The following is a 16547-nucleotide window of genomic DNA, read 5'->3' on the forward strand; positions in this document are numbered from 1 at the left end:
CCGCGGTCAGTCCGCCGAACGCTTTGGTCAGATGCTCCACCGAGAGAAGTTTCATGGCCGTTTCAACCATCTGCGGAGCGCACCGATATCGGGCCTTCGAAAAAGACCGTCGGGGGAGAACATTATCATGAGTATCATGATGATGCCGAAGAACGCCTCGTCATACGAGCCGAAGAAACCGCGCAGCGAAAGGAAGTTGAGCACAAGGCCGGTGATGAGCGCGCCCCAGACGTTCGCCATGCCGCCGACCGCGACGATGGCGACATAGCGTACCGATTTCGCTATGCTCGCCTCCGAGGGTCCGATGCTCCCGTTGTAATGGGTAAGGAGCGCCCCGCCGACCGCAGCAAGCACCGCACTCAACACGAACACAGAGAGCTTATAGCGTGCGGTGTCAATGCCGATGCTCTCCGCCGCCTGTTCGTCGCCGTGTATCGCCGAAAGCGCACGCCCCGCGCGTGAATTGATGAGATTGATTATCAGGACGAGTGCGCCGATGAGCACCGCCCAGGCGATATAATAGTTCTCGATGCGGTGTGCGCTCTCACCCGATACGGCGAAGGGTCCTATCGGGAATGACGGTACGCCGGAAATGCCGTCGGCCCCGCCGAATATCTTCGTCCCGACGATGAGTTTCGCGACGATGATGCCGAAACCGAGTGTCGCCATGGCGAGATAATGGCCTTTGAGACGGAGTATCGGTATGCCGATGGCGAACGCGATAAGCCCCGCGCTCACCATGGCGCACAGGAGCGCTATCGCCGGTGAAAGATAGACCGTTGCGGTCCCGTACATGTCCGTCCCGGATATCGTCAGATGGAGCATTGCGAGGAGGTGTCCGATGCCGTCATGCACGTTCAGGTTCGTCGTTGTGAGCACGGCGTTGATATAACCGCCGATGGCGAAGAACGCCGCATGGCCGATGGATATCTGCCCCGCATAGCCCATGAGCAGGCAGAGCCCCAGTATGGGAAGCCCGTAGTAACAGGACATCGTCATCTGTGTGAGAAGGAAACTGATCCCGAGGAAGTGGAGTACGAGCTGAAGGACGATCACCGCCGCGATAAGTATCAGTACGGGTGCGAAACGCGCCATCAGAATTTCCTGAGCGATGATGCCGCTTTATTGCCGAACAGTCCGCTCGGTTTTACGAACAGCAGGATGAGGAGTATGCCGATGGAGATGACATCCTTGAAGGCGAGGGGGAGAAAGCTTATGCTGAACGCCTCGAGCACGCCGATAAGGATGCCGCCGATGACCGCGCCGATGCTGTTTCCCAGTCCGCCGATGATGGCCACCGTGAATCCCTTCACGGCGAACGATGTCCCGCAGTCGTATTGCGTCTGGGTGAGCGGCGACACGACGGCACCGGCAGCGGCGCCGATAGCGGCCGCGAGCATGAACGAGAGCGTTATCATGTTCTTCGTACTGATGCCGCACAGTCGTGCCGCGTCGGGATCGGATGCGGTCGCACGCATCGAACGCCCGAGCGCGGTATAGCGGAAGAACAGCGTAAGGAGCGATACGATGAGGGCGCACACACCGAGCACCCAGAACACCTGCGGGGAGATGAACGCCCCGCCGATGTTCACCGATGAGGTCTCGTCGCCGGAGAAGAAGCGGAGCGATCGTACCTTCTCGTCCCAGATATGCAGCGCCGCCTCCTTGAGGAGTATCGAGATGCCGATGGTGACGATGATCATATTGAGGACGGTGGGCTTTTTCATGCGGCGGATGAACACGATATCGACGAGCGCGCCGACGCCGGCGGTTATGATTATCGAGAGCGGTATGGCAAGCCAGAGCGGCATTATCTTCGAGAAGGTTATCGCTATCATCGCGCCGAGCATGAGGAATTCGCCCTGCGCGAAATTGATTATCCCGGTGGTGTTATAGACGATATTGAAACCGATGGCGGCGATGGCATAGATGGAGCCGTTGGTGATGCCTGAAAGCAGGTATTGCAGTATTTGTTCAGGGGGCATATGCGCACCGCATCGATTATTTATCGCATGGTAAAAAAAGGCCGGAGAATGATCTCCGGCCTTTTGTATTCATACGCAGCTTATTCTTTGTAGAGGACGAACTTGCCGTCCTTAACGGTCAGGAGCGAGAGCGAGTCCATGCCGAGACCGCTGTGATCGGTCGGCGAGTAATTGAAGATGCCGCCGGTGCCGGGGAATCCCTTGAGGTTCTCAATGGCGGCGCGGACCCTGTCCTTCTCGGTGCTGCCCGCTTTCTTCATGGCTTCGGTGAGAATAAGGATGGCATCATAGGCATGTCCGCCGAAGGTGCTCACATCCTCCTTGAACTTTGCTTCGTAATCTTTCTTATACTTCTGGAGCACCGCTTTCTGCGGGTCCTTGTCGGAGAGCTGATCGGCGACGAAAATGCGGCCGCAGGGGAAAACGATGCCTTCGCCCGCCTTGCCCGCTTCCGATGCGTATTTCAGATTGCCGAAACCGTGGCTCTGGAAGAGCGGCACGTTCATGTTGAGCTGTTTCATGTTCTTCGGGATGATGGACTGTGCGGGTTCGATGGACCAGTTGACGACGGCCTGAACGTTCAACGCCTTGATCTTGGTGAGCACGGCGGTAAGGTCGGTGGCCTGTTTGTCGAACACTTCGCTGATGAGTATCGTGATGCCGGAGCCGGCGGCGAGTGCTTCAAGCTGCGCCTTGCCGGATTTGCCGAAGCCGGTGTTCGCGGAAAGGACGCCTATCTTCGTAAGCCCTTTCTTCTTCATGGTGTTGAATATCCATTTCACAACATCGCTGTCCTTCTGCGGTGTTTTGAACACCCATGACGCGAGGGGATTGACGATGGCGTCCGCGGCGGCGCAGGATATCAGTATCGTTTTCGCTTCTTCGCAGATCTTCTTGATCGCGAGCGATTCGCCGCTCGTTGTGGGCCCTATGATGGCGAACACCTTGTCCTCGTCGATGAGCTGTTTCGCGAACGAGACCGCTTTTTCCGGCGATCCTTCCGAGTCCTTGATGACGAGGGCGAGATTGTCCCCGTTGATGCCGCCCTGTGCGTTGATCTGTTCGACGAGCATCTGTGCGGTCTTCTGTTCCGGCGCGCCGAGGAACGATGCAGGGCCGGTGACGGCGAATATCGCACCGATCTTGACTGTCTTTCCCGCAGCGGCCAGCGGCAGTACCGCTATGACGCACAGGAGTACGATGGCTTTTTTCATGTTACCTCCGAATTGGTTACTGGATACCCAGACTTTTTCTGGACGCTGACTATATCACAGGAAAGCCCAAAATGCAATGTGCGATTGCATTCACCGCAGTTTGACGGTATAATAGCCGGCACAAATACTGCACACAAAAAGGAAGCATGCATGGCTATTGTAGTCGTCGGTTCGGTAGCGCTCGATACGGTAAAGACGCCGAAAGGGACCATGTCCCGCGGCCTCGGCGGGAGCGCGCTCCATTTCTCGAATGCGGCAAGCATTCTCCACCCCATAAAGCTCGTCGGCGTCGTCGGCGATGATTTCCCAGCCGAAGGGATGACGTTCTTCTCCGAGAAGGGCATCGATACCGTCGGGCTTGAACGCGTATCGGGAAAGACGTTCCATTGGGAAGGCTATTACGAGAACGATATGAGCGTCGCCCATACGGTGAACACGGAGCTTAATGTGTTCGCGGCGTTCTCCCCGAAGATACCGGATTCATACAAGAAAGAAAAATATCTCTTCCTTGCGAACATCGACCCTGTGCTCCAGCGTTCGGTGCTGGAAGCGATGGGAAAGCTCGATTGCTCGGTCATGGATACGATGAATTACTGGATAGACACGAAAAAGTCCGACGTGCTCGATGTCATCTCCCGCGTCGATATCGCGCTTCTCAATGATCAGGAGGCGCGTTCGTTGACGGGCGAGAAGAACCTTATTGCCGCAGCGAAACAGCTTATCACGAAAGGGCTCACGTATGCCGTGATCAAGAAGGGCGAACACGGAGCTATCGTCGTCGGGAAGGACGAATATTTCGCCACTGTGTCTTTTCCGGTGGAGAACGTCGTCGACCCGACGGGCGCCGGGGACAGCTTTGCCGGCGGCCTCGTGAGCTATCTTGCGCATGAAAAGAAGCTCGATGGGAAGACGATACGAAAAGCGATGCTCTATGCCACCGCGGTAGCGTCGTTCAATGTGGAGGCGTTCAGCATCGAAGGGCTCCGCCGTGTTGCGAAAAAGGATATCTCGTCGCGGATAGAGCGTATACGCGGCATTACCGAGGTAGGGGAGATACGCCTTTGACGCGTGAGATGCTGAAATCGAAGATACATCGCGCCGTTATTACCGACGCGAACGTGGATTATGTCGGATCGATAACCATCGACGAGGACCTCATGGACGCCGCCGACCTCATCGAGAACGAGAAGGTGATGGTGGCCGATGTGAACAACGGTGAACGCTTCGAGACGTATGTCATAACGGGCAGGCGCGGCTCGGGCGTCATCTGCATCAACGGCGCGGCAGCGCATCTTGTGGCGCTGGGCGATCGCATCATCATCATGGCGTTCACGTGGCTCGAAGACCCCCACGGGCGTGCGCATAAGCCCGCGCTCGTGTTCGTCGATGAAAAGAACCGGAAAAAGCACTGATATGGGAAAGACGCTTCTCATTGTCGATCATGTGGGCGTAACGAAGTACGCCTATGGGACTATCGGTACTGCGTCCATTCCCGACATCATCGCGCGTCGCGCGCGTGTCATGGCGGAGCGTCTTTCGGCGGACATTGCCGTTGTCGCGCTCCCGGACAGCGTCAGCCGTGTCGAGAACGCGAAGCGGCATGTGCTTACGGATATGACCGCGAAGGGATATCTCGCGCTCATCTCGGAGATATCCGACGGTTACAGCGACATCGTTCACATGAAGGCGGATATGCCGTTCGCCGATGCCGATGAGGCCGTCCGTGCGCTTGCACTGCACAATGAGAATTTCGCGTACTATACCTACGGCGAGAACTATCCCGTCGGCGTCCTTCCCCGCATCTACAAGCGCGGTACGCTCGAGCGTCTGTCGCTCCTTGTCGAAGAGAAGAAGCTCCCGCTGTCCTATGACATCATCCACGAAACGGTGTTCATCGATCCGAATTTCTTCGAGATAGAAGTGTCGCTCTCAAAGGATGATATGCGGTACTACCGGCTTTCGTTCCGTGCCGATACGAAGCGCAATGTGCTCCTCATCGAACGCGTCGGCGGCGCCGATCCGTCGCTCGCATACAATGATGCGGCGAAGAACGTCCTTCGCGATGCGGCACTGCGCAGGACGCTCCCGGCATATGTGGAAATAGAACTGACCACCGAGCGTGATGTGTGGCCGGTGACCATGCCGCCGGAAACATCATCCCGCCCGAAAGCCGCGTTCACCCGCGATTCCTTCGCCCGCGCCTGCGATACGATCGCCGCACTGTGCGACGATGTGCATCTCTCGCTCTCACTATACGGCGAGCCGCTCATGCATGCGGAGGTCCGCGGCTGCATAGAGGAGGCGCTGAAACGCGGTTTCACCGTGTACCTGGAAACGAACGGCATGAAATTCGATGCCACTTTCGCCGACTGGGTGCTCTCGCTGAAAGAACCGCGCCTGAAGACCATATTCCATCTGGACACCATCGATACCGCCCTGTATGCGAGGCTGTATCGCGGCGGCGATCTCGGCATCGTGCTCGCGAACATCGAATACTATCTCATGCGCGACAATAAGAACGCGTATGTGCAGATACGGAAAATGAAGGATAATTTCGATCACCTTATGGCCTTCTATCAGTATTTCGAGAAATTCGACGCGCAGATAATACTCCAGAAATACGACAGCTGCCGCGGGAAGATGAAAGGGCGCGAAGTGGGCGATCTCTCTCCGCTCGTCCATGTCGGCTGCTGGCATGTGGCGCGCGACCTCGCCGTGTTCGCCGACGGGAGCGTGCGTCTGTGCAAAGAGGATATCGCCGCTGAGCGGGTGATCGGGAGCATCCACACTGATGAGCTCCATGCCCTGTGGAAGCGCATGGATGACGATTACCGCGCGACCGTTACACGATCGCACCCGTTCTGTGCCGACTGTGACGAATGGTATATCTATAATTTCTAGGGGCGCCAGTGTTCGATACGCCGATAACCTATCTTTTCGCTATTCTTGCTGCCGGCGGTTTTTCCGCGGTGGTGCGCTTCGCGTTCTCGCTTTTGCCGGCGGTGGTCCGCACGCGTGAAATGCTTTCCGCATGCCCTGCGGTGCGTACCGTTCCCGGTATTGCGGACATCGTGTTCCGCGAGGCGATCGCCGCCATGGAGATAATGCTCATCGCCGCGGTGTTCATTTTCGTCCGCTGGTCGCTCCCGTTCGACGGGGTGGCGCGCGGTATTCTCTATGCGGCGGCGGTCATCGTGCTTGAGACCGTTCCGCATATCGTGGCCCTCGCCCTCGATACATCGTATCCGAGGACGCTCCTCCTGCAGCAGGCCGCCCGCGACGCGCTTGCACGGCTGGCGATGGGGCTTGCGCTCGGCGCGATCATAGAGGGGTGATCTGTATAGGATGGTGCATCGATAATGCCACCGGAGGTCATTTCCATGAATGGAGAGAGACTTCAGACTACTGACACATCGTATTACGGAACGCCCGCTCCTCGCGAGGAAAAGGAACTGTATCGGCTGCTCGCATCGGGACTGAAATGATCACTATCCCTTGAACATGCGGCAGACTTTCGTGAAAGCGCGTATGACGCGCTGTACGTCGGCATCGCTCAGTTTAGCATAGAGCGGTATGGCAAGATTCCTCTGGTAGTGATCCTCTGCGGCAGGATAGTCCCCCTGCTTATAGCCGAAATTCTTCCGATAATATGGCTGCGTATGCACGGGGATGTACAGCACTTGCGATCCGATGCCTTCCTTGGAAAGCGCATCCATGAAAGCCTCGCGCGATACGCCCAGAGCATTGAAGTCTATCTCAAGCGCATAGAGATGATACGGTGAGAATGCGTATTCCTTCTCTACCGGTATACGGACATGGGGCGTGCCGTCGAACGCTTCGTCGTATCTCTTCACGATGCTGCGTTTGCGGCGGATGAAGGAGTCAAGATCGGAAAGCTGCGATGCGAGGAGCATGGCCTGATAGTCGGTGATGCGGTAATTGAACCCAAGACGATGCTGTTCGTACCACCAGCGCCCTTCATGCTTTTCCATGCGCGCCTTGTCGCGTGTGAGCCCGTGCGAACGAAGCTCGCGGAGCACGTGATACCACTCTTCGTTGTTCGTGACCACCGCGCCGCCTTCGCCCGCGGTCATGTTCTTTACCGCGTGGAACGAGAACACGCACATATCGCTGCGCGTGAGCGCGCCGATCTTTTTTCCGCGATAGCTTCCGCCGACAGCATGCGCCGCGTCCTCGATGATGATGAGCTTTCTTTTCTTCGCGATGGCGTGTATCGCGTCCATATCGCAGGGGTGTCCTGCATAATGCACCGGCACAATCACCTTCGTCTTCCGCGTGATGCGGCGTTCAATCTGTGCGGGTGATATGTTCTTCGTCTCGGGATCGATGTCGGCGAACACCGGTTTCGCCCCGGCATAGCAGATGGAATTCGCTGATGCGAGGAAGGTGTTCGGTGTCGTGATGCCTTCGTCGCCGGGTTTTATCCCCGCAGCGAGCATCGCGATATGAAGCCCCGCGGATGCCGATGAAACGACCACTGCATACTTTGCGCCGGTATACTCGCGGAGCTTTTCCTCGAAGTGTTCGATATGCCATCCGGTAGTGATGAAATCGTCCCGGAGCGCTTTGACGACGGTCCGTATATCCTTCTCGCGTATCCATTGGCGGGAATAGGGGAGTATCTTCTTCATCGGAGCTCCGTTACTTCGCTATTGCATCCATGTTGAAGTTGAACCACTGCCCGAGCATGATGAGCGATGACTGCGCTGCTATGGTAAGCGTTCGGTCGCGGCGGTAGCGCTCTATGATGGCATACACGTCGTTCTCCAGAATGGAGCGTCTGACAGGGAGCGATATCTTGTTCACGAAATGCATGTCCGCGATGACTACTGATGCAATGGCAGGGTCGAAATGCCGCAACATCTCTCTGCAGTGCTTTCGGATGTCCTTTTCTACACGCTCGGCGAACGATCGCGTATCGAGCACGATAGTGTTCTCCTTTGCGATGGCGAGAAGCGACTCTATCTCCGCATACTGGCCCACGCGGAAGCCGCCGTTCTCGGCGAGTGTTTCCAGCTTCAGCGCAAAGAACGCCGAAAAGAGCTGCATCATCTCACGCGGAGGCGGTACGCCGTGGCTGTGCGCCGTCCGTATGATGCGGAGCGAGGTCTCGAACGCGGAGCGTCCCGCGGAAAGGAGTTTCGATGTCTCCGGCAGTGTGAGCCGCCGGCTTATGCGCTTACGCTCATCATAGACGATATCGCGTAACGAGAGCGACACTGTCCCCGCATCGGTAGCAGCGGCGGCGGCGAGCGCATCCGTCGGCCGTATCGAGAGCGTGACCCGCGTTTCGCGTCCCGATGGCGAACACGACAGTGCAACGATCTTGTCGCGGTCATGTTTGATGAAGCGTACGCTGTTTCCGTAGAGCGTACTGTCGGGTATTTTCCTGATATCAAGCCCGTGCGAGATATGTTCGGCGCATTGATGATACACTATCTTTTCAGCCGGGTATCGCTCAGGGATGACCCATCGCTCATAGCAGGTGTTCCCGTCCATTCCCGGTATGTTCGACTTCGCGTCGCCGAGGGCGTGGATGAAGCGCGCACGGGCGCTCAGGATGTACGGCGCCTTGCCGGTGGCCGAGGCGAGCAGCTCAAAAGCGATATCGGCGTATTTCAGGTTCTGTACCGGCTCAAGACCGGTGATGTCGGCGAAGAACCAGCCGCAGGATGTATAGGCATAGAGCGCATATCGATAGGAATCCATTATCTCCGTGAACGTTTCGAGCGATACCTTTTTCGCGAATTTTTCGTGCAGCGCATGGATGACCTTCCTGTCGTATGCTGCGGCTATCGCTGCATCGCGGAGTACGCGCTTATCCTCGGCGGAAAGCGGCATCACCATATCGACGGCCTCTTCATGAGCATCGCGGAGGATATCGACGGCCGCGCGCAAGGGGCCGCGCCAGCGCTGGTTCCAGCCGTCATGGCTTCCTGTCGCACAGCCGCAATCGCTTCTCCAGCGTTCGACACCGTGGGAACAGCTCCATGAGGTGCCGCTGCCGTTCGCGCCGTCGTGGAGCAGCACTTCCTCGGTCGGCGGTGCTGCCGCGAGCACAGCGGCGTAATTGGTCACGGTAATGCCGCGCTCGGGGATGATATCCGAGAAATATTTCGCTATGCACATATCGGCGAACGGCTCATGGTGTCCGTACGATTCTCCGTCGGTGGCGATGTTCACGAGTCCTTTGTGCTTAAACGCATCATCGATGAGCTTCGCGTAGCCGTGTGCATCGCGCAGCGCATGTTCGAAGGCGATGCCCCGTGCCAGCTCCGGGTGGTAGAAGAACACGGCTATCTCACCGCCGCGATGTCCTTTCAGCAGGTACGGCTTGGACGTATCGATAGTACCGTCGCTTACCTGCGTCGCCTGCCCGTTCGATATGACGGCGCTCGCCTGATACGGTGAAAGCACGGTAAAGCGTATGCCGCATTGCCAGAGCGCGTCAACGACATCGCGGTTTATCGCCGTTTCCGAGAGCCACATGCCTTCCGGCGTGCGGCCGAAATGACGCTCGAAATTGAATATGCCCCAGCGTATCTCCGAGATCATATCCTCGTAGCGTGCCAGGGGAAGTATGATGTGATTGAATACTTGCGCCATGGCGTTCCCGTGCCCCGTGCGCGCAATGCTTGCGCGGTCGGCGGCGACGATGCGGGTCACCGTTTCCGGGAAATGGGCGGCGAGGTAATCGAGGAGCGTCGGTCCGAAGTTGAAGCTCAGATATTCGTAGTTATTCACCACTTTCGTGATCCGCCCGACGCCGTCCAGTATGCGGGAATGGGCATTGGGCTGATAACATTCGGCGGTAATGCGTTCATTCCAGTCGTGGTAGGGGTGTAAGTCCTGCTCGGTAATGATGTTGCAGTACGGGTTCTCCCGCGGCGGCTGATAGAAATGGCCGTGTAGTATGAGCTTCTTTTCCATTGGCAGCATGGATTATACACTACCGATGCGAATTGTGAAGCACGATCCAGTACGAAAAAAAGCCATTGCTCTATTGACATGGCCTGTGCCGAGGGGTATAATACGCCCCGCTACGCAATTAATAATAAGTAAAGGAGAATCGTATGCAGTACAGTGTCAAGTATCAAGACAAGTACTCTCGCGGACAGCTCTTGTTAAGGACAATTTTTGGCGGATTCTATATCGCCCTCCCTCACTTCTTTCTGATGGCTTTCGTCGGAATCTGGGCGGCTATCCTTTCCTTCCTCGCAGCATGGGTTGTGCTCTTCACTGGTAAATATCCGAAGGGATGGTTCGATTTCCAGGTAAAATTCGGCGCTTGGGGCGCAAGATTGACTGCATCCATGATGAACTTTATGGATGAATATCCTGCGTTCGGAACGGGCGGCACGAGCGCAAGCGTAACGTACAGTGTGAATTATCCGGCATCGTTGAGCCGCGGGCTTCTCATTCTCCGCGTGCTTTTCGGCGTCTTCTATGTCTACGTTCCGCATATGTTCTGCCTCTATTTCCGGCTCATCTGGTCATCGCTTCTTATGTTTCTGGCATGGTGGGCGATTCTCTTCACCGGCAAGTATCCGAAAGGTTTTTTCGAGTTCAATGTCGGCACTATGCGCTGGCTGAACAATGTTTCGGTATACATGTCCCTCCTTACCGACGAATATCCGAAGTTCTCAGGTAAAGAATAGTTTCTTCCCGTTAGCGTAGCGTAGCAAAATCGCGGTGTGCCGGCAACGGTGCACCGCTTTTTTTATGTGCACCTCTCGGGCGCACATAAAAAAAGAGGGCGGGGATAGCCCCGCCCTCTTTTTGTTCTCTTGTATTGTGGTCGGATCAGACTATGCCGTACGCATGCATGGCTTTTGCGACCTTAACGAAACCAGCAATGTTCGCGCCCATGACATAGTCGCCTTTCTTGCCGTATGCTTCAGCGGCATCAAGGCATTGTTTGTGTATGCTCTTCATGATCTTGCTCAGGTTCTGATCGACCTCTTCGCGCGTCCAGTAGAAGCGCTGGCTCTGCTGCGCCATTTCAAGACCGGAAGTGGCAACACCGCCGGCATTGGCGGCCTTGCCCGGTCCGTAGAGCACGTTGCCTGCCTGATAGGCGTGTATCGCGTCCACATCGGATGGCATGTTCGCGCCTTCGGAGACGCAGAAGCAGCCGTTCTTCACGAGCGCCTCTGCGTTCTTGCCGTTCACCTCGTTCTGTGTGGCGGACGGGAAAGCACAGTCGACCTTGACGCTTTGCTCGCGAACAACGTCCCATACGCTTTTGCCGTCATAGTACTTCGCACTTTTGTACTTCTCAGTATATTCTTTCACGCGTCCGCGGTGTACTTCCTTAAGCTCGATGATGTATTTGAGCTTCTCGGCAGAGATGCCTTCTTCATCGATGATAGTGCCGCTGGAATCCGAAATGCTGATGCATTTGCCGCCGAGATGATTGACCTTTTCGATGGTGTACTGGGCGACATTGCCCGAGCCCGAAACGATGCAGCGCAGCCCCTTCATCTCTTTGCTGCGCGTCGCGAGCATTTCTGCTGCAAAATAGACAGCGCCGTAGCCGGTAGCTTCCGGGCGTATGAGCGAACCGCCGTATTCGAGCGCGCGTCCGGTGAGAACACCGGTGTGCTCATTGGTTATCTTCTTGTAATAGCCGTACATATAGCCGATCTCGCGTCCGCCGACACCGATATCGCCGGCGGGGACGTCGGTGTCCTGACCGATGTGTCGGAAGAGTTCGCGCATGAACGACTGGCAAAAGCGCATCACTTCCATATCGGACTTGCCCTTCGGATCGAAATCGCATCCGCCCTTGCCGCCGCCCATAGGGAGCGTGGTGAGCGAATTCTTGAAGATCTGTTCGAAGCCGAGGAATTTGACGATGCCGAGATTGACGGACGGATGGAAACGAAGCCCGCCCTTATAGGGCCCGATGGCATTGTTGAACTGCACGCGCATGCCGCGGTTCACCTGCACCTCGCCCTTGTCATCGACCCACGGTACGCGGAATATAATCGCGCGGTCCGGTTCGACGATGCGGTCATAGATCTTCGATTTGACGAATTCCGGGTGTTTTTTGACCGTCGGTTCCAATGTTTCCATCACTTCCTTTACGGCTTGATGGAATTCCTTCTCGCCGGGGTTCTTTTGAACGACCCTGTCGATCACTTCATTTACGAGTGACATACATGCTCCTTGTGTTATTTTATAGGCAATCAATTGCCTACTATGTATTCTAGGTATTTCTAAGAATATGTCAATACATTGAATATAAATATTATTGATAGTCAAGTGTTTTATAATATAGGCAATATTGCCGATAAAATTTATGCATTGGGGTGCGGAGCCGCCCGAATTATCACGTAAGAAAAGAAAACCACGGGGGCACAGAGAGAATGTAATGAAAGGATGAAGGAAGATAATACGCAGCAGGTTTCACCTTTCGGGTGAAAATGTTCAGTTCCTATTCTGTGTTTTCTCGGCCTTTTCTCCGTGATCTCCGTGGTGCCTCTTTATCTTATGTGGGAATTGGGAGCCGTATCCTGTTTGACAAGCACCGATAATTGCATACAATCCCTTGCCATGAATAAACGCCAGATAACCATACTCACAACCCTGAAGAACGCGGACGGCTTGGTGACAAGCCCCGGTTTGACCGATGCCCTGCTGAAAAGCGGCTTGGATGCGAGCGAACGGACCGTGCGCTATTATCTCTCCGAAATGGAGAAGGCGCATCTGGTGAAAAAGAGCGGCAAGCGCGGGTATGCGGTCACCGAACGGGGGCTCTCCGAGCTGAAAACCCAGGTCATTGTGGAGCGTATCGGGTTTCTTTCTGCGAAGATCGACCAGATGACGTATCGTATGGATTTTGATCTGGCGCGGAGAAAGGGCACGGTGGTCGTCAATATCACGGTCGTAGAGCCGGCGCATATCGGCAGGTTCACGAATGAGATAGAGGAAGTGTACCGCCGCGGATTTGCAATGGGAGAACGCCTCGTCATTATCCCGCCGGGCGAGAAGATCGGCGAGATAGTCATTCCTGCGGGTTCGGTCGGCATGGGTACTGTGTGTTCGATAACGCTCAACGGGGTGCTCCTCAAATACGGCGTTCCGACGAATTCGAAATTTGGCGGCCTCATGCAGATACAGAACAGGAAGCCCATCGGTTTCATCGATGTGATAATGTACGACGGGACGAGCATCGACCCGCTCGAGGTGTTCATACGAAGCGGCATGACGAACTATACGGGTGCGATAACGAAAGGGACGGGGCGTATCGGTGCAAGCTTCAGAGAATTTCCCGCCGCAAGCGCCGCCATCGTGAAAAAGATCGCCCGCGAGCTGGTATCCATCGGCCTCGGCGGTTTTCTCGAGATCGGAAGGCCCAATCAGCCGCTCTTCAATATCCCGGTGAGCGAGGGGCGTGTGGGTGCCGTCGTCATCGGCGGGCTCAATCCCGTGTCGATATTCGAGGAGAACGGCATTCGATTATATTCGCAGGCGTTCGCCGGACTTATCGATTATGACCGATTGTTCCATTACAGCGAACTCGCCGCACAGATAAAAAAATTCCTCTGAAGCGCCTATTTCCGTATCACACGCACATCGAATGTTTCCGGCTCGATGGAAACGAGCTCAACGCCGGGCGGCAGGTCCAAGGCGATTTTGACGCCGCGGAACGTTCCCGGCTTGGTGATATCTTTTACAATGAGCTTCGGGGCTATCTGGTCCGCTGAGAGCTGTTCTATCGTCTGGCGCGCTCCGCGTATGATGACGCGTTTGATGATGATGTCGTTCTTATTGACGATGACAAGACGCCTCGCGGAGAGGTCGTAGTGCGGGGCTATGTTCGTAATGATGTTCGTTGCGACCTCGGCGCCGATGCGTACCGAGAGGTGAACGGTGTACGAAGGAACGGTCACATTGTCGGGGGCGATGAGCGCAACGTCGCGTTCGAAATTCGATTGTACACGGTCGACGAGCACCGTTTCGGTGGCTATCGCCGTTACGTCGCGTATGACCGATACCGGTCCGCGTATCTCCGCATCAGCAGGCGATACGACGGCACCGATGACGTAGAACCCCGGCATCGGTGTCCCGGCGACGACCGGGTTTATCTTCACCGTGCGTATCGCGGGCGGTTCGAGCGATATCTCCACGGCCGGTGGTTTTATCGACCATTGTACTTCGGGCAATTCCTGATTGAGCGTTAATTTATACACGGCGCTCCCGACCGTGCGCTTGCCGAGGTCTATGTTCGCTTCGAGGATTTTCGGGTTGATAAGGAGGAACTTGTTCTTTTTCGCCTTGAGCGACAGTATCACTTCCTTAGGGACATCCCCTGCAACGAGGAGGTCGGCAGGAAGATTGACGACACGCAGCGGCACGCGGTAATCGCGCGATTCATCCTCCTGCGATGTCACGTAGAGCGAAAGGAGTATGGCGAGCGCGAGCGATATTATTTTTGCGACAAGGTTATCGGTGATGAAATTCGTCTTGAATTTCTTCCTGCTATCGGCGCTCACGTTCTACCCCCAGGAGCGCCTCGAGTTTTGCGCCGATGTCCTCCCGTGCGATGTTGTAATCGAGCTTGCCGTTGTGCGCGAGGGATACCGCCCCGGTCTCCTCGGATACCACGATGACGACGGCGTCCGATTGTTCTGATATCCCGAGCGCTGCGCGGTGGCGTGTGCCGAAGCGCCGAACACCGTTCTTCGTGTCCCGTTCCGAGAGCGGCAGATACGCGGACGCGGCGACCACGCGGTTGCGGTCGATGATGACGGCGCCGTCGTGGAGCGGATTATGATGATAGAATATCGTTTCGATGAGCTCGCTTGATATTTCCGCATCGAGGGTCACTGCCCGCTCGAGGAGTCCCTTCAAGTCCACGCGCCGCTCGACGACGATTATCGCCCCGTATCCTTTGTTGGATATCACATACACCGCGTTGACTATCTTGTACAGGGCCGAAGTGTCGAAAGAAAAGATATTCTTGAACAGTGTCCGCTCACCGAGCATGACGAGCGCGCGTTTTATCTCCGTCTGGAATATTACGATGAGCCCGAGCAGCGTGACCTTGAGCACATTGTCAAGGAGCCAGAAGAGCGTCTGCAGATTGAGGAAGCGTGCGACGAAGGTGGCAAGAAAGATGAGCGCTATGCCCTGGAGGACTATGATGCCGCGCGTGTCGGCGAGCAATCGGTATATCTGATAGAAGACGAATCCGACGATGATGATATCGACGGTGAAGAGAATACCCTTGAGGGCGGGGTAGTTGAACAGTTCGCTGATGTTCAGAAAAGAGAGCACCCTGCCTCCGTCTATGCCGTTTTCATTTTCAGTATCGCATCCGCTACCGCGAGCGCTTCACGCGTTTCAGCAACATCATGCGTACGTACGATGTCCGCACCGAGCGCGGCCGCTGCCACCGCGGCGCCGAGCGAGCCCGCGAGACGTTCGCCTGTCGCGCGTCCGGTGATATCCCCGATGAAACGCTTTCGCGAGAGCCCCACAAGCACCGGCCGATCGGGCGCTTCTTTCAGCTGCGGCAGCGACTTGAGGAGCGCGAGATTATGCGTAAGCGTTTTCCCGAAACCGATGCCCGGGTCGACGACGATGCGCTCACGTTCCACGCCGCGGGCGCAGGCATGGGCGATGCGTTCGTTCAGATACGTGCTTACCTCACCGACAACATCGGCGTACGCCGGATCGTCCTGCATGGTCTGAGGACTGCCTTTCATGTGCATGAGTATTACCGGCGCCTTACTGTGAGAAACCACATCCGCCATGGATTTGTCAAATGTGAGCGAACTCACGTCATTGATGATGTCCGCCCCGGCGGCAAGCGATTCTTCCGCGACGGCTGCTTTGTACGTATCTATCGATATCAGTATGCTCGGAAAACGCGAGCGTATCTCCCGCACGAGCGGTATGACACGCGACAATTCGGTCGCGGCATCGACCGGTTCTGCGCCGGGGCGTGTCGATTCCGCTCCGATATCGATCATCCGTGCACCGGCATCGATAATGGCTGCCGCTCTCGCGATCGCCTCTCCCGATGACGGCGTCCGGCTCCCGTCAAAAAAAGAATCCGTAGTTACATTGATTATCCCCATCACGATGCGGCCGTTCAGTATATTCCTGCCATGACGGTCAAGCCACACGCGCGTTCTCATCTGGTGGTCCACATCGCGTTCTCCGACGGTGATGCATGCAGTATAACACAATTATATGACAAGGTAAAGGGCAGACAGCGCTTGCGCATGCTTGTGCATGCTTGTGCATACCTGCACACTTGCGCTTCGATGGAAACGATGTAATATACCGGTATCAGACCTACGGAGGAGATACC

General features: G+C 56.0%; 15 protein-coding genes. 6 read left to right on the forward strand and 9 right to left on the reverse strand.

What is annotated here, in order from left to right:
* Positions 1 to 51 precede the first annotated feature (51 nt).
* The 3 genes from AABZ39_19180 to AABZ39_19190 form a co-directional block, all read right to left on the reverse strand.
* Positions 52 to 1095 (reverse strand): branched-chain amino acid ABC transporter permease, encoded by a 1044-nt coding sequence (locus AABZ39_19180; GenBank protein MEK6796905.1) that lies wholly within the window; start codon positions 1093 to 1095, stop codon positions 52 to 54.
* Positions 1095 to 1985, reverse strand: coding sequence for a branched-chain amino acid ABC transporter permease (locus AABZ39_19185; GenBank protein MEK6796906.1), 891 nt, complete (start codon positions 1983 to 1985; stop codon positions 1095 to 1097). Before AABZ39_19185 ends, AABZ39_19180 begins: the two co-directional genes overlap by 1 nt.
* An 80-nt stretch (positions 1986 to 2065) precedes the next feature.
* Positions 2066 to 3199, reverse strand: a complete 1134-nt coding sequence (locus tag AABZ39_19190; GenBank protein MEK6796907.1) for an ABC transporter substrate-binding protein — start codon at positions 3197 to 3199, stop codon at positions 2066 to 2068.
* A gap of 150 nt (positions 3200 to 3349) precedes the next feature.
* Between AABZ39_19190 and AABZ39_19195 the strand changes: the two genes are divergently transcribed.
* From AABZ39_19195 to AABZ39_19210, 4 genes are read left to right on the forward strand one after another with little or no spacing between them, the layout of a single operon-like run.
* On the forward strand, positions 3350 to 4264 hold the full coding sequence (locus AABZ39_19195; GenBank protein MEK6796908.1) for a PfkB family carbohydrate kinase: 915 nt from the start codon (positions 3350 to 3352) through the stop codon (positions 4262 to 4264).
* Positions 4261 to 4611 carry an aspartate 1-decarboxylase gene (panD, locus tag AABZ39_19200; GenBank protein ID MEK6796909.1) on the forward strand — a complete coding sequence of 117 codons (351 nt, stop codon included), beginning with the start codon at positions 4261 to 4263 and terminating at the stop codon, positions 4609 to 4611. Before AABZ39_19195 ends, panD begins: the two co-directional genes overlap by 4 nt.
* Position 4612: 1 nt before the next feature.
* Positions 4613 to 6100, forward strand: a complete 1488-nt coding sequence (locus AABZ39_19205) for a spiro-SPASM protein (protein MEK6796910.1) — start codon at positions 4613 to 4615, stop codon at positions 6098 to 6100.
* Positions 6101 to 6108: 8 nt separating this feature from the next.
* Positions 6109 to 6534, forward strand: coding sequence for a hypothetical protein (locus AABZ39_19210; GenBank protein ID MEK6796911.1), 426 nt, complete (start codon positions 6109 to 6111; stop codon positions 6532 to 6534).
* A 153-nt stretch (positions 6535 to 6687) separates the two neighbouring features.
* On the opposite strand, the gene pseC is transcribed toward AABZ39_19210, so the two are convergent.
* Together pseC and AABZ39_19220 are read right to left on the reverse strand one after the other, a co-directional pair.
* Positions 6688 to 7851: a UDP-4-amino-4,6-dideoxy-N-acetyl-beta-L-altrosamine transaminase gene (pseC, locus tag AABZ39_19215; GenBank protein MEK6796912.1), complete on the reverse strand. Its 1164-nt coding sequence runs from the start codon at positions 7849 to 7851 to the stop codon at positions 6688 to 6690.
* Positions 7852 to 7861: 10 nt separating this feature from the next.
* The gene (locus tag AABZ39_19220; GenBank protein MEK6796913.1) at positions 7862 to 10159 is read right to left on the reverse strand and encodes a DUF3536 domain-containing protein; all 2298 of its coding nucleotides are present in this window, start codon (positions 10157 to 10159) and stop codon (positions 7862 to 7864) included.
* Between the two features lie 134 nt (positions 10160 to 10293).
* Between AABZ39_19220 and AABZ39_19225 the strand changes: the two genes are divergently transcribed.
* Positions 10294 to 10878, forward strand: coding sequence for a DUF4389 domain-containing protein (locus AABZ39_19225; protein ID MEK6796914.1), 585 nt, complete (start codon positions 10294 to 10296; stop codon positions 10876 to 10878).
* A 145-nt stretch (positions 10879 to 11023) separates the two neighbouring features.
* On the opposite strand, the gene gdhA is transcribed toward AABZ39_19225, so the two are convergent.
* Positions 11024 to 12382 (reverse strand): NADP-specific glutamate dehydrogenase, encoded by a 1359-nt coding sequence (gene gdhA / locus AABZ39_19230; GenBank protein ID MEK6796915.1) that lies wholly within the window; start codon positions 12380 to 12382, stop codon positions 11024 to 11026.
* Positions 12383 to 12742: 360 nt separating this feature from the next.
* Between gdhA and AABZ39_19235 the strand changes: the two genes are divergently transcribed.
* Positions 12743 to 13774, forward strand: coding sequence for an NrpR regulatory domain-containing protein (locus tag AABZ39_19235; protein MEK6796916.1), 1032 nt, complete (start codon positions 12743 to 12745; stop codon positions 13772 to 13774).
* A 5-nt stretch (positions 13775 to 13779) separates the two neighbouring features.
* On the opposite strand, the gene AABZ39_19240 is transcribed toward AABZ39_19235, so the two are convergent.
* From AABZ39_19240 to folP, 3 genes are read right to left on the reverse strand one after another with little or no spacing between them, the layout of a single operon-like run.
* Positions 13780 to 14721 (reverse strand): CdaR family protein, encoded by a 942-nt coding sequence (locus AABZ39_19240; GenBank protein ID MEK6796917.1) that lies wholly within the window; start codon positions 14719 to 14721, stop codon positions 13780 to 13782.
* The gene (gene cdaA, locus AABZ39_19245; protein ID MEK6796918.1) at positions 14708 to 15505 is read right to left on the reverse strand and encodes a diadenylate cyclase CdaA; all 798 of its coding nucleotides are present in this window, start codon (positions 15503 to 15505) and stop codon (positions 14708 to 14710) included. The genes AABZ39_19240 and cdaA overlap by 14 nt, the downstream gene beginning before the upstream one ends.
* Positions 15506 to 15516: 11 nt before the next feature.
* Positions 15517 to 16383, reverse strand: a complete 867-nt coding sequence (gene folP, locus AABZ39_19250; protein ID MEK6796919.1) for a dihydropteroate synthase — start codon at positions 16381 to 16383, stop codon at positions 15517 to 15519.
* Between the last annotated feature and the right edge of the window lie 164 nt (positions 16384 to 16547).

The organism is Spirochaetota bacterium, from assembly GCA_038043445.1.
Classification (GTDB): domain Bacteria; phylum Spirochaetota; class Brachyspiria; order Brachyspirales; family JACRPF01; genus JBBTBY01.

Bases quoted from the DNA above. Each gene is read 5' to 3' on its own strand.
- AABZ39_19205 (MEK6796910.1), top strand. From the start codon at position 4,613: ATGGGAAAGACGCTTCTCATTGTCGATCATGTGGGCGTAACGAAGTAC.
- AABZ39_19190 (MEK6796907.1), bottom strand. From the start codon at position 3,199: ATGAAAAAAGCCATCGTACTCCTGTGCGTCATAGCGGTACTGCCGCTG.
- gdhA (MEK6796915.1), bottom strand. From the start codon at position 12,382: ATGTCACTCGTAAATGAAGTGATCGACAGGGTCGTTCAAAAGAACCCC.
- AABZ39_19185 (MEK6796906.1), bottom strand. From the start codon at position 1,985: ATGCCCCCTGAACAAATACTGCAATACCTGCTTTCAGGCATCACCAAC.
- AABZ39_19180 (MEK6796905.1), bottom strand. From the start codon at position 1,095: ATGGCGCGTTTCGCACCCGTACTGATACTTATCGCGGCGGTGATCGTC.
- AABZ39_19195 (MEK6796908.1), top strand. From the start codon at position 3,350: ATGGCTATTGTAGTCGTCGGTTCGGTAGCGCTCGATACGGTAAAGACG.
- pseC (MEK6796912.1), bottom strand. From the start codon at position 7,851: ATGAAGAAGATACTCCCCTATTCCCGCCAATGGATACGCGAGAAGGAT.
- AABZ39_19225 (MEK6796914.1), top strand. From the start codon at position 10,294: ATGCAGTACAGTGTCAAGTATCAAGACAAGTACTCTCGCGGACAGCTC.
- AABZ39_19220 (MEK6796913.1), bottom strand. From the start codon at position 10,159: ATGCTGCCAATGGAAAAGAAGCTCATACTACACGGCCATTTCTATCAG.